The following is a 12438-nucleotide window of genomic DNA, read 5'->3' as shown; positions in this document are numbered from 1 at the left end:
CACGGAGGGGATAAGGCGGGAGGGGGTGTCAGCCGCACCTGGCACAGGGGCCGGGGGCGGCTCGGATCTGTCACTGCTCATCGGAACTCGAAAGGTAGCCTTGGAAATTCCGATCCTAGAGCAAGGCGGGCCCAAAACTAAAGGCCCAACCTTTTCCAATTGTGAAGAAAACGTAAAGAAGCCACTGCGCCGGGTGTGGTGTTTTAGAAGTACACGCAAAAATCGCCGTCAAAATTGTGCAGTGACTTCTGAAACGCCGCACCCTATCTACCAGTAGTTCTCCACCGCCACCTGGCCGGGTCGGCGACTCAGGGCCAGTTGCAGATCGCGGGTCTTGAGCAACTGGCGGGTGTCGTCGACCATCTCCGGATTGCCGCAGATGAGGATGCGCGAGTGCTCGGGCGAGAGTTCGACGCCGGCGGCGCGTTCCAGCTCGCCGTTCTCGATCAGGGTGGTGATGCGGCCACGCAGGGCGCCGGGATGCTCCTCGCGAGTGACCACGGGGACATAGACCAGGCGGTCGGTGAGGCCTTCGAGGTGTTCCACCTCGCCGTAACCGCGGATGACGGCCTGGTAGGCCAGGTCGCGGGCTTCGCGCACGCTGTAGACCAGCACGATGCGCTCGAAGCGCTCCCAGGTGTCGGGTTCCTGCAGCATCGACAGGAAGGGCGCCAGACCGGTGCCGGTGGCCAGCAGCCAGAGGTCGCGACCGCCGCCGAATCTCTCCAGGGTGAGATAGCCGTAGGGCTGCTTTTCCACCAGCAGTTCGTCGCCCTCGCGCAGGCGGCTCAGCTCGCTGGTGAAGGCGCCGCCCGGCACCACGATGGAAAAGAATTCGAGGAAGTCGTCGTGGGGTGCCGAGACCATGGAGTAGGCCCGCCAGACAATGTCGCCATCGGCCTTGCGCACGCCCAGCCGGGCGAACTGGCCGGCGCGAAAGCGATAGCGCGGGTCGCGGGTGGTCCTCAGGCTGAAGAGGTTATCGCTCCAGGGCCAGACGGCGGTGATCGTCTCGCGGGTGAACTTGTCTTCGGTGGCGGTCATACTGGCCTCTTTTTCCCGATTGCCTGGCGCCATTGTCCCGCAGTGAGCCGCCGATAAACACCGACAGAAACCATGCCTTCTCTCGTCTCGCCCTTCGCCACCCTCGAACTCGACCGCCAGCCACCACGCCGCGACGATCCCCTGCAGGCCTTCGACGCCGCCGACGAATACCTGCTGCAACAGGTCGCGGAGGATGGCCTGGACCCCGCCGCCCGGGTGCTGGTGCTCAACGACGGCTTCGGCGCCCTGGCCGCCAGCCTCGCCACTCATGCCCGGGTGACCTCCAGTGGCGACTCGCACCTGGCGGCCCTGGCGCTGGTAGCCAACCTGGCGCGCAACGGCCTTGCCGCCGAGGCGGTGACCTTCGTCCCGGCCAGCGAGGCGACCAGCGGTCCCTTCGATCTGGTGCTGATACGGGTGCCCAAGACCCTGGCGTTGCTGGAGGAACAACTGATCCGCCTGCACGGCCAGCTGGCGCCCGGTGCGCGGGTGATCGCCGCCGGCATGCTCAAGCACCTGCCCCGCGCCGCCGGCGACCTGCTGGAGCGGCATATCGGCCCGGTGCAGGCGTCGCTGGCGGTGAAGAAGGCGCGGCTGCTGACCGCCACGCCCGAGGCGCGACCAGCGGTGACCTCGCCCTACCCGACTGGTTATCGCCTGGATGCACCGCCGCTGACCCTGGTCAACCACGCCAACGTCTTTTGCCGCGAGGGTCTGGATATCGGCACCCGTGCCTTCCTCCCGCACCTGCCTCAGCAACTGGGCCAGGCCCGGGTAGCCGATCTCGGTTGCGGCAACGGCGTGCTGGCACTGGCCTGTGGCCTGGCCAATCCGGAGGCGCAATTCACCCTGGTGGATGAGTCCTACATGGCGGTGCAGTCGGCACGGGAGAACTGGACCGCGGCCTTCGGCGACCGGCCGGTGGCGATCCGCGCGGCCGACGGCCTGGCCGACCAGCCGCCGCGGTCGCTGGACCTGATCCTCTGCAACCCGCCGTTCCACCAGCAGCAGGTGGTGGGTGACTTCCTCGCCTGGCGCATGTTCCAGCAGGCGCGAGCGGCGCTGACCGAGCAGGGCGAACTCTGGCTGGTGGGCAATCGCCACCTGGGTTACCACGCCAAACTCAAGCGGCTGTTCAGACGCGTCGAACAGATCGCGGCCACCCCGAAATTCGTGGTGCTCAGGGCGGTCCAACCTCTCTGACATCCACCCCGGAGCGAGAGCTGCCCGCGTGCCTTCCCTGCCCCTCGATCTCCACTACATCGCCCTGGTCCTCGAACTGATCGGCATCAGCGCGGCGATCCACGCCATCATCACGGTGCGTACCGCCCAGGGCGCCATGGCCTGGGCCATGGCGCTGGTGTTCATGCCCTTCCTCAGCCTGATCCCCTATCTGGTCTTTGGCCGGCGGCGCTTCGACAGCTATGTGAAGGCGCGGCGCCAGGCCGACGAGGAGATGGCGCGGCAGGCCGCCGAGCTGGACTGGCGGCCCTGGATCGCCGAGGCCATGGCCGCCCAGCAGTGCAGCGCGGCCAATCGCAAGCTCAGGGCCATGACCGCCCTCACCGGTACCCCCTGCGTCGCCAACAACCAGGTGCGCCTGCTGATCAACGGCGAGGAAACCTTCGCCGCCATCCTCACGGCCATCCGCGGTGCACAGAAGGTGGTGCTGGTGCAGTTCTTCATCATCCACGACGACGCCCTCGGCCTGGCCCTGCAGAACACCCTGCTCGACCGGGCCCGCGCCGGGGTGCAGGTCTTTCTGCTGTACGACGCCATCGGCAGCCATGCCCTGCCGCGCGCCTATGTGGAAAAGCTGCGCGAGGCCGGTTGCGAGGTGAAGGGCTTCAGCAACAGACGCGGGTTGATCAACAGGTTCCAGGTCAACTTCCGCAACCACCGCAAGATCGTCATCGTCGATGGCGAGGTGGGCTTTACCGGCGGGCTCAACGTCGGTGACGAATACATGGGCCTCAAGCCGCCCCTGGCGCCCTGGCGCGATACCCACCTGGAATTACGCGGCCCGGCCCTGGCCACCCTGCAGGAGACCTTCGCCCAGGACTGGTACTGGGTCACCCGGCGGCTGCCCACCCTGCTGCTGCCGGAACGCTACGAAGAGGGCGGCGTGCTCTGCCAGGTGGTACCCAGCGGGCCGGCGGACGACCAGGAGACCTGCTCGCTGTTCTTTGTCGAGGCCATCCACTCGGCGCGCCACCGGGTCTGGATCACCACGCCCTATTTCATCCCTGACGAAGCCGTTTCGGCCGCGCTGCGCCTGGCTGCCCTGCGCGGGGTCGACGTGCGCATCCTGCTGCCCTCGCGACCGGACCACAAGGTGGTCTATGCCGCCTCCTATCTCTATGCCTTCGAAGCGGTGCATGCCGGGGTGCGGGTGTTCCGCTACGGACCGGGCTTCCTGCACCAGAAGGTAGTGCTGATCGACGAGGACGTGGCCGCGGTGGGCAGCGCCAACCTGGACAACCGCTCCTTCCGCCTCAACTTCGAGGTCATGGTGATGGTGATGGACGTCGCCTTCGCCTGGGAGGTGCGCAAGATGCTGGAACAGGACTTCAGTCGCTCCCGCGAACTCACCCCCGAGGACAACGCCGCCCTGCGCCGCTGGCGGCGGGTGGCCATGCGGGTGGCACGGGTGTTCTCGCCGGTGCTCTAGGGCCTGGAACCCGCTCTGCGACGGCTCGGTCCGATAGCTCATGGCGCCACGCCCGGAGCGCCCCGCGCCCCCGGAGTCACCCGCCATGCCTTTCTTTTCGCCCCTGCGTTGCGTCTGCTTGTTAGCAGGTGGTCTGGCTCTGACGGCCACCGCCGCGCCGCGCAGCGTGCCCTCCATCGAAAGCGAAGACGCCGCCCTGGGCAGCGTGGAGGTCAGCGAAAACTCCGGGCGCTTCCATCCGCAACTGGGCATGGACGTGCGCAACGGCGACTTCTCCCGCGGCAACTACGATGACGACGCGGCCAGCCTCGACCGCATCCCCTTGCACCTGCAGGCGGGCTTCGCGCTGGATCTGCACCAGGGAAGCGACGGCGTGGCCGATGCCTGGCTGGTGTTCAGCAGCAGCAACGGCCTGCACAGCCCATCCAGCGAGGAACGGGTCAGCCCGCGGCGCTGGTACGAGAGCAACAACCTGGTGGGCCTGGTGGTGTCACCGGCCGAGGGTCTGAGGGTCGGCTTCGTCTACACGGTCAAGAGCAGCCCCAACGACGTCGCCGCCACCACGCAAGAGGCCAGCCTGACCCTGGCCTACCAGGCCGATACGGGCCTGGGCGCCTGGCGCCCGGGACTTGCGGTGACCACCCGCACCCAGGGTGACAGCGGTCTCTACACCCAGGGCAGCCTGGAACCAGGCCTGGATCTCTCGGCCAGCGGCCTGCGTCTGAGCTTCCCCAGCGCCCTGGGGGTGGGCTGGAACGGCTTCTATGGAGCGGACTCCGGCGACCGCCTCTATGCGCGCACCGGCCTGGCCCTGGAACAGCCCTTTCGCTGGGGCGAGACGCGCTGGAGCGCTCGCGCCGAAGCCCTGGCGCTCTATCGCGACGGCGCCCTGCGCGACCTGAGCGGTCCGGAGGGCGAGACCGACGGCGTGGTGCCCCAGGTGACCCTCAGTCTATCCATGGCCTATTAGAAGCTGTTCACGATCTCGCGAGCTAGAGCCAAACAAGGCCTAGGCGGCCCCGCGAAAAGGCCTGAGGAAGCGGACCGGGCTCGCGCTCGAGTTTACTCGTCGTAAATGCGCATTCCGGCGGGGCTGGCCTTCCAGGGGCTTTTCAACGCCGTTTGGCCAACGCGCAGCAGATCGTGAATAGCTTCTTAGCCCAGCGGCGCCACGCCCAGCCCTTCCACCAGGGTCTCCAGGGCGCGCAGGCCGGCGACCGAGTTGCCGTAGCTGTCCAGCCGGGGCGACCAGACGCAGATGCTCATCTGCCCGGGCACGATGGCGACGATGCCACCCCCTACCCCGCTCTTGCCCGGCAGGCCGACACGCCAGGCGAAGTCGCCCGCCGCATCGTAGAGGCCGCAGGTCAGCAGCAGGGCGTTGAGCTGGCGGGTCTGCTGGGGCGTCACCACGGCCTGGCCATCCTGGGGATTGACCCCGCCGTTGGCGAGAAAGGCGAAGGCGCGGGCCACGTCGACACAACTCATCGCCAGGGCGCAGCCGTGGAAATAGACGTCGAGGACGTCATCGACCTCGCTATGGAGATTACCGTAGGCCTTCATCAGATAGGCCAGGGCGGCGTTGCGCGCCTTGTGCTCCATCTCCGAGCGGGCCACGCGGTCGTCGAAGTTGATCGCCGGATTGCCGGCCAGGCGCCGCGCCTGCTCGCGCATCATCCAGTGGATCGACATGATGCGCGACACCAGCAGTTCGCAGACCTGCACGGCGCCGGCGTTGATGAAGGGATTGCGTGGCACGCCCTTCTCTTCTTCCAGCTGCGCCATGGAATTGAAGGCATGGCCGGAGGGCTCGCGGCCGACGCGGGTCCAGATGTCCGGCTCGTCCAGGCGCTGCATGGCGATCACCAGGTTGAGTACCTTGGAGATGGACTGGATGGAAAAGGCCGTGTCGGCCGCCCCGGCGCGCCAGACCTGGCCCTTGACGTCGCAGACGGCGATGCCGAACTGATCCGGTGCCACTTCGGCCAGGGCCGGGATGTAGTCGGCCACCGCGCCTTCGCCGAAATGGCGCGGCGCGGCGGCGGCGATACGGTCGAGCAGGGGTTGCAGCGGCTGGCGGTCGAAGGGCTCTGCCATGACGATTCCGAAACGGGCGGGGGCGCCAAGTGTAGGGGTCGCGGCGGCCTCAGGCGAGCCCCAGGCGCGGCTGCAGCGGCAGGCGGATCTCGAACCGGGCGCCACCCCGAGCGCCGGCACTCAGGTCCAGGCGGCCACCCTGGTTTGCCACCGCGCGACGGCTGATGGCCAGGCCCAGGCCGAAGCCGCCGGTGGCGCGGTCGCGACTGCGATCCAGCCGGTAGAAGGGCTCGAAGACCCGTTCGCGCTCCGCCGCGGGAATGCCTTCGCCGTCGTCCTCGACCGCGATCAGCAGCTCTTCGCCGTCGCCGCGGACCGTTACCCAGACCTCGCGTTGGCCATAGCGCAGGGCGTTGCCGAGCAGATTCTGCAGGGCGCGGGCGGTGAGGCGAGGCGCCAGCTCCACTCGCCTGGGCGCCTGCGTCACGTCCAGGTGCACCTCGAGTCCGCGGCGCTCCTGCTCCTCGGCGAAGTCGGCCAGCACGCTGTCGAGAAAGGCCTCGAGTTCCAGATTCAGGCGTTCGGGCGGCTGCTGGCTGCTCTGCAGGCGGGCGAAGGACAGCAATTCGTCGACCAGGGCATCCAGTTCGCGAACGTGACGCACCAGTTGCTCCAGCTGCCGCTGGGTCTCGGCGGGCAGAGGATCGGCCTGCAGCAGCGCCAGGCCGAATTCCAGACGCGACAGCGGTGTGCGCAATTCGTGGGAGACGGCGTTGAGCAGGTCGCGCTGCTGGACGATCAGCGCCTCCAGCTCCTGGGCCATGTCATCAAAGGCCCGCGCTACCTCGCCGATGTCCGAGCGCGGCGAGATGGCGGTGCGTTCGCCCAGATGGCCCTTGCCCAGGCGCGCCGCGGTACGCCGCAGCCGTTCCAGGTCACGCCAGTGCGGTCTCAGCCAGACGTAGAGACAGACCAGCAGCGCGGCGCCGATCAGGGCGTTCATGGCCCAGTAGGTCAGGGCGATGTCGGTGGGTGCCTCGGGGATGCCGACCCAGAGCACCTGAGCCGCCGGCAGCGGCACCAGGGCCGCGCTGGGCTCGCCATAGTCGCCCAGGCGCACCTGCCGCTCGCCGGCTTCGAGCGCCCTGCGCTCGGCAACGGTGAAGACCGGATCCTCGAGCGCGACCAGGCGCAGGGTGATGGGCGCCAGATCCGTGGCCAGTTCCTGCTGCACCGCCGGCCAGCGCTCCGGCGGCGTGGTGACGAAGGCGCGCTGCGCCAGGCTGAGCGGGCCGTGCAACTGCTCCAGGGCGTAGCGGCTGTAACGTTCGTCGAACACCCTGATCAGCGCCTCGGGCACCAGGTAGCTGGCGGCACCGTAGGTCACCAGCAGGATGAGGTAGAGGCGGACGAGGATCTTGAGCATCAAGTGTGGTGCCTCAGAAGTTCGCGCAAGAATTGGCGAGTGATTTTTGCTTATGGGCTAGGCGCCGCGACGAGTCATAGCAGGGCTATGGCGAGGAGGGGCAACGACGCTCAGAATCAAAAAGCGCCGCCAAAATTGTGCAGTTAACTTCTGAGACACCACACTAGTCCCACTCGGCCCGGGAGAGCAGATAACCCTTGCCCCAGACGGTCTTGATCCGCCGGGCTTCGCCGGGATGCTCCTCGAAACGCCGGCGCAGCTTGGAGATGGCCACATCCACCGAGCGGTCGACGCCGTTGAATTCGATGCCGCGCAATTGCTGGATCAGCTGGTCGCGACTGAGTACCTCGCCGGCATGGCGCATGAGGATCGCCAGCAGGTTGAATTCGGTGGACGACACCTCCACCAGCTGGTCGCGCCACCAGACCTGACGCTCGCCCGGCAGCAGCTGCAGCTGACCGATCGTCAGACGGTCATCGGCAGGCGCCTCGACCAGCTGGCAGCGGCGTAGCAGGGTGCGGATGCGTGCCAGCAGCACCCGCGGCTCGCAGGGCTTGCTGACGTAGTCGTCGGCGCCGATCTCCAGCCCCAGCACCTGGTCGTGGCTGTCGTCCAGGGCGGTGAGCATCAGGATCGGCAGGCTCGGCTGGGTCGCGCGCAGCTGGCGACAGACCTGCAGGCCGTCCAGCCCGGGCAGCATGACGTCGAGCACCACCAGCTGTGGGCGCAGTCGCTGCACCGCGGCCAGGGCTTCGTCGCCGCGACCGATCACCGTCACGGCATAGCCCTGGCGGCCCAGGTAGGTGGCGATGAGCTCGGCCAGGGCGGTGTCGTCTTCGACGATGAGCAAGGGGATCACGGCAGGTCTTCGTGGCGGGCAAGTGCCGAGCATAGCCGAGCCCCGGGCGGGCGGGCGCACGGCTTAACACTCTTTCACAAGAGACCTACAGACGTTTACAGGGTGGCTTGAGCGAGACGCCTACCATGGCGCTCTTCTGGAGGAAGCCCCGATGTCCCTGTCCCGCCCTGCCCTCGGCAGCCTCGTGCTGCTCTGCCTGCTGCTCGCCGCCTGCGACCGTCCGGCCCCGGACGCCGCCACCCCGCCCGCGCCCAGGGTGCAGGTGGAGACACTGCAACCGACGCCCCTGGCCATCGCCAGCGAACTCAGTGGCCGCCTGGTGGCGCCACGGACCGCCGAGGTGCGGGCACGGGTCGCCGGCATCGTGCTGCAGCGGGTGTTTCGCGAGGGCAGCGAGGTCAAGGCCGGCGAGGTGCTGTTCCGTATCGATCCGGCGCCGCTGCAGGCCGAGGTGGACAGCGCCGCGGCCGCCCTGCGCAAGGCCGAGGCCAGCGCCTTCCAGGCGCAGCGGCTGGCCGAGCGCTATGCGGCGCTGGTGGAGAGCGAGGCGATCAGTCGCCAGGAGCAGGACAATGCCCGCGGTGCCAGCCTGCAGGCGCAGGCCGAGGTGGCAGCGGCCCGGGCAGCGCTCAAGCGGGCGCGACTGAACCTGGGCTATGCCACGGTCAAAGCGCCCATCGCCGGGCGCATCGGCAAGGCCCTGGTCACCGAAGGCGCCCTGGTCGGCCAGGGCGATGCCACGCCCCTGGCGATCATCCAGCAACTGGACCCCATCCATGCCGATGTCACCCAGTCGACCCGCCAGCTCAAGACCCTGCGCGATGCGCTGCGGGACGGTCGTCTGCAGCAGGTGGCGCCGGATCAGGCCCGGGTGACCCTGTTGCAGGAGGACGGCAGCCCCTATCCCGAGAGCGGCCGCCTGCTGTTCGCCGATCTGGCGGTGGACGCCAGCACCGGGCAGATCACCCTGCGCAGCCAGTTTCCCAATCCGCGGCACGACCTCCTGCCGGGCAGCTTCGTGCGGGTGCGCCTGGAGCAGGCGCGCCTCGACCGGGGCCTGAGCGTGGCGCAGCGGGCGGTGCAGCGCAGCGTCGATGGTGGGGCCCAGGTCTGGGTGGTGGACGCCGAAAACCGGGTGGCCCTGCGCGAGGTGCGTCTGGGCCCGGTAGTCGAAGGGCGCTGGGTGGTGGAGTCCGGTCTCGCCGCCGGTGAGCGGGTGTTGCTCTCCGGCCTGCAACAGGCGCAGCCGGGCCTGGTGGTGGAGCCTGAAGAAGCCCAGGCCACCGCGGCGGAGGTGCGCTGATGGCCAGCTTCTTCATCGACCGCCCGGTGTTCGCCTGGGTGGTGGCGCTGTTCATCCTGCTCGCCGGCCTGCTGGCCCTGCCGCAGTTGCCGGTGGCCCAGTATCCCAACGTGGCACCGCCGCAGATCGAGCTGACCCTGAGCTATCCGGGCGCCTCGCCGCAGACCCTGGACGAGAGCGTGGTCAGCCTGGTCGAGCAGGAGCTCAATGGCGTCAACCATCTGCTCTACTTTTCCTCCAGCAGCAGCCAGGGCAGCGCCACCCTGACCGTGACCTTCCAGCCCGGCACCGATCCGGAGCTGGCCAAGGTGGACATCCAGAATCGCCTCAAGGTGGTGGAGCCGCGCCTGCCGCGTGCGGTCACCCAGCAGGGCATCCAGATCGAGGAGACCTCCGCCGGCTATCTGCTGTTCGTCACCCTTACCGCCACCGATGAGCGCCTCGACACCACCGCGCTGAGCGACTATCTGGCGCGCAACGTGGTCAACGAACTGCGCCGCCTGGACGGGGTGGGCAAGGCCCAGCTGTTCGGCGCCGAGCACGCCCTGCGCGTCTGGCTCGATCCCAGTCGGCTGGTGGCGGTCGGTCTGACCCCGGCCGACGTGACCCGCGCCATCGCCGAGCAGAACGTCCAGGTAGCGGCCGGCAGCCTTGGCGAATTGCCCGCCCCCGCCGGCCAGGAGCTGACCGCGCCGGTATTGATCAAGGGCCAATTGAGCGACCCGGCGGAGTTCGCCGGCATCCTGCTGCGTGCCGGGGCCGATGGCTCCAGCGTGACCCTGGGCGACGTGGCCCGGGTCGAGGTGGGCAGCCAGAGCTACAACTTCGGCACGCGGCTGGACGGCAAGCCTTCGGTGGCGGTCGGGGTGCAGCTGGCACCCACCGCCAACGCCCTGGCCACCGCCAAGGCGGTGCGCGCCAAGCTGGCCGAGCTGTCCCGGTACTTTCCGCCGGGCATGAAATACGACATCCCCTACGACACGGCGCCCTTCGTCGAGATCTCCATCACCCAGGTCATCCATACCCTGCTGGAGGCCATGGCGCTGGTGTTCGCGGTGATGTACCTGTTCCTGCAGAATCTGCGCTACACCCTGATCCCGACCCTGGTGGTGCCGGTGGCACTGTTGGGCACCTGCGCCGTGCTCCTGGCGCTAGGCTATTCGATCAATGTGCTGACCCTGTTCGGCATGGTGCTGGCCATCGGCATCCTGGTGGACGACGCCATCGTGGTGGTGGAGAACGTCGAGCGGCTGATGGCCAGCGAGGGTCTCGACCCACGCGCCGCCACCCGCAAGGCCATGGGCGAGATCTCCGGCGCCATCGTCGGCATCACCCTGGTGCTCACCGCGGTCTTCGTGCCCATGGCCTTCATGAGCGGCTCGGTGGGCGTCATCTATCGTCAGTTCTCGGCATCCATGGCGGTGGCCATCCTCCTTTCCGCCTTTCTCGCCCTGAGTCTGACCCCGGCGCTGTGCGCCACCCTGCTCAAGCCGATTCCCCAGGGTACCCATGCCCGCGGCGGCTTCTTTGGCGCCTTCAACCGGGGCTTCGAGCGGCTGACCGCCGGCTTCGAAGGCTGGGTGGCCCGCGCCATCCGCCGGCTGCTGCCCAATCTCCTGCTGTTCGCCCTCCTGCTGGTGGCCCTGGTGGCGCTCTATGGCCGTCTGCCCGGCGCCTTTCTGCCCACCGAGGACCAGGGTTATCTGATCACCGACATCCAGCTGCCGCCCGGCGCCACCCAGGAGCGCACCCTCAAGGTGCTCGAGCGACTGGAGCGCCATTACGCCGCCGAACCCGGGGTGGCCAACGACCTCGTGCTGCTCGGCTTCAGCTTTTCCGGCAGCGGCCAGAACGCCGCCCTGGCCTTCACCACCCTCAAGGACTGGTCCGCCCGCGGCCCGACCGACTCCGCCGCGGCCATCGCCGAGCGCGCCAACGCCGCCCTGGCCGGCGAGAGCGAAGCCCAGGGTTTCGCCGTGCTGCCGCCGCCGGTGGAAGGCCTGGGTACCTCCAGCGGTTTCGAGGTGCGCCTGCAGGACAGGTCCAATCGCGGCCAGGCGGCGCTCAAGGCGGCGCGCGATGAGTTGCAGGCCCGGCTGGCGGGCAATCCGATCATCGCCTACGTGCGGGAGACCGCCCTGGCCGACAGCGCCCAGGTGCAGCTGGTGGTGGATCGCCGCCAGGCCGCCGCCCTGGGGGTAGGCTTCGCCGCCCTCGGCGAGACCCTGGGCACTGCCCTGGGCTCAAGCTATGTCAACGACTTCCCCAATCGCGGCCGGATGCAGCAGGTGATCGTGCAGGCCGAGCTGGGCAGCCGCAGCCAGGTGGACGACCTGCTGCGCCTGGAGGTACGCAACGAGCGCGGGCGCATGGTGCCGCTGTCCGCCTTCGTCAGCGCCGACTGGACCCAGGGCCCGGCGCAGCTGTCGCGCTACAACGGCTATCCCGCCATCAGCCTGTCCGGCGAACCGCTGCCCGGTCACACCACCGGCGAGGCCATGGCCGAACTGGAGCGCCTGACTGCCGAGTTGCCGCGTGGTTTCGCCCTGGAATGGACGGCGCTGTCACTGCAGGAACGCCTCTCCGCCGGCCAGGCGCCGGTGCTGCTGGGGCTGTCGCTGCTGGTGGTGTTCCTCTGTCTGGCGGCGCTCTATGAAAGCTGGTCGATTCCCACTGCGGTATTGCTGGTGGTGCCCCTGGGCGTGCTCGGCGCGGTGCTGGCGGTGACCCTGAGGGGGATGCCCAACGACGTCTTCTTCAAGGTCGGCCTGATCACGGTGATCGGTCTCACGGCGAAGAACGCCATCCTGCTCATCGAATTCGCCAAGCGCCTGCACGATGGCGGCCTGGACCTGCACCAGGCCACCTGTCGCGCCGCCCGGCTACGCCTGCGACCCATCGTCATGACCTCGCTGGCCTTCATTCTCGGTGTGGTGCCCCTGGCCCTGGCCACCGGTGCCAGCTCGGCGAGCCAGCAGGCGGTGGGCACCGGGGTGATCGGCGGCATGCTCAGCGCCACCCTGGCGCTGGTCTTCGTGCCGGTGTTCTTCGTGCTGGTGCTGCGGTTGGTCCGGCGCTGGCGCGCGCCGGAACTCTAG

9 protein-coding genes are annotated in these 12438 nt (G+C 68.5%); 5 read left to right on the top strand and 4 right to left on the bottom strand.

Features of this window, described 5'->3' with window-relative positions; all coding sequences use genetic code 11:
- Positions 1-267: 267 nt before the first annotated feature.
- Positions 268-1044, bottom strand: a complete 777-nt coding sequence (locus BGI51_RS11120) for a ferredoxin--NADP reductase (protein ID WP_187981164.1) — start codon at positions 1042-1044, stop codon at positions 268-270.
- A 72-nt stretch (positions 1045-1116) separates the two neighbouring features.
- On the opposite strand from BGI51_RS11120, the gene BGI51_RS11115 reads away from it, so the two are divergent.
- The 3 genes from BGI51_RS11115 (at position 1117) to BGI51_RS11105 (ending at position 4685) form a co-directional block, all read left to right on the top strand.
- A complete protein-coding gene (locus tag BGI51_RS11115; RefSeq protein ID WP_187981163.1) occupies positions 1117-2247 on the top strand; it encodes a methyltransferase in 1131 nt (376 codons plus the stop codon).
- Positions 2248-2275: 28 nt separating this feature from the next.
- Entirely contained in the window at positions 2276-3715 is a 1440-nt protein-coding gene (gene cls, locus BGI51_RS11110) for a cardiolipin synthase (protein ID WP_187981162.1), read from the top strand.
- 85 nt (positions 3716-3800) lie between these two features.
- The gene (locus tag BGI51_RS11105; protein WP_187981161.1) at positions 3801-4685 is read left to right on the top strand and encodes a hypothetical protein; all 885 of its coding nucleotides are present in this window, start codon (positions 3801-3803) and stop codon (positions 4683-4685) included.
- Between the two features lie 185 nt (positions 4686-4870).
- Here BGI51_RS11105 and glsB read toward each other — a convergent pair whose 3' ends face one another.
- The 3 genes from glsB to BGI51_RS11090 all read right to left on the bottom strand — a co-directional run bounded on the left by glsB (position 4871) and on the right by BGI51_RS11090 (position 8070).
- A complete protein-coding gene (gene glsB, locus BGI51_RS11100; RefSeq protein ID WP_187981309.1) occupies positions 4871-5785 on the bottom strand; it encodes a glutaminase B in 915 nt (304 codons plus the stop codon).
- 76 nt (positions 5786-5861) lie between these two features.
- Positions 5862-7178, bottom strand: coding sequence for an ATP-binding protein (locus BGI51_RS11095; RefSeq protein ID WP_187981160.1), 1317 nt, complete (start codon positions 7176-7178; stop codon positions 5862-5864).
- 163 nt (positions 7179-7341) lie between these two features.
- Entirely contained in the window at positions 7342-8070 is a 729-nt protein-coding gene (locus BGI51_RS11090) for a response regulator transcription factor (RefSeq protein ID WP_252977271.1), read from the bottom strand.
- Between the two features lie 118 nt (positions 8071-8188).
- Between BGI51_RS11090 and BGI51_RS11085 the strand changes: the two genes are divergently transcribed.
- Together BGI51_RS11085 and BGI51_RS11080 are read left to right on the top strand one after the other, a co-directional pair.
- Entirely contained in the window at positions 8189-9340 is a 1152-nt protein-coding gene (locus BGI51_RS11085) for an efflux RND transporter periplasmic adaptor subunit (RefSeq protein ID WP_187981159.1), read from the top strand.
- A complete protein-coding gene (locus BGI51_RS11080) occupies positions 9340-12438 on the top strand; it encodes a multidrug efflux RND transporter permease subunit (protein ID WP_187981158.1) in 3099 nt (1032 codons plus the stop codon). The genes BGI51_RS11085 and BGI51_RS11080 overlap by 1 nt, the downstream gene beginning before the upstream one ends.

The organism is Pseudomonas oryzihabitans, assembly GCF_014522265.1.
GTDB classification, from domain to species: domain Bacteria; phylum Pseudomonadota; class Gammaproteobacteria; order Pseudomonadales; family Pseudomonadaceae; genus Chryseomonas; species Chryseomonas aestiva.
This window is presented reverse-complemented; position numbering and strand designations above follow the sequence as displayed.

Bases quoted from the DNA above. Each gene is read 5' to 3' on its own strand.
- BGI51_RS11120 (WP_187981164.1), bottom strand. From the start codon at position 1,044: ATGACCGCCACCGAAGACAAGTTCACCCGCGAGACGATCACCGCCGTC.
- BGI51_RS11080 (WP_187981158.1), top strand. From the start codon at position 9,340: ATGGCCAGCTTCTTCATCGACCGCCCGGTGTTCGCCTGGGTGGTGGCG.
- BGI51_RS11090 (WP_252977271.1), bottom strand. From the start codon at position 8,070: ATGCTCGGCACTTGCCCGCCACGAAGACCTGCCGTGATCCCCTTGCTC.
- BGI51_RS11085 (WP_187981159.1), top strand. From the start codon at position 8,189: ATGTCCCTGTCCCGCCCTGCCCTCGGCAGCCTCGTGCTGCTCTGCCTG.
- BGI51_RS11105 (WP_187981161.1), top strand. From the start codon at position 3,801: ATGCCTTTCTTTTCGCCCCTGCGTTGCGTCTGCTTGTTAGCAGGTGGT.
- BGI51_RS11115 (WP_187981163.1), top strand. From the start codon at position 1,117: ATGCCTTCTCTCGTCTCGCCCTTCGCCACCCTCGAACTCGACCGCCAG.
- BGI51_RS11095 (WP_187981160.1), bottom strand. From the start codon at position 7,178: ATGCTCAAGATCCTCGTCCGCCTCTACCTCATCCTGCTGGTGACCTAC.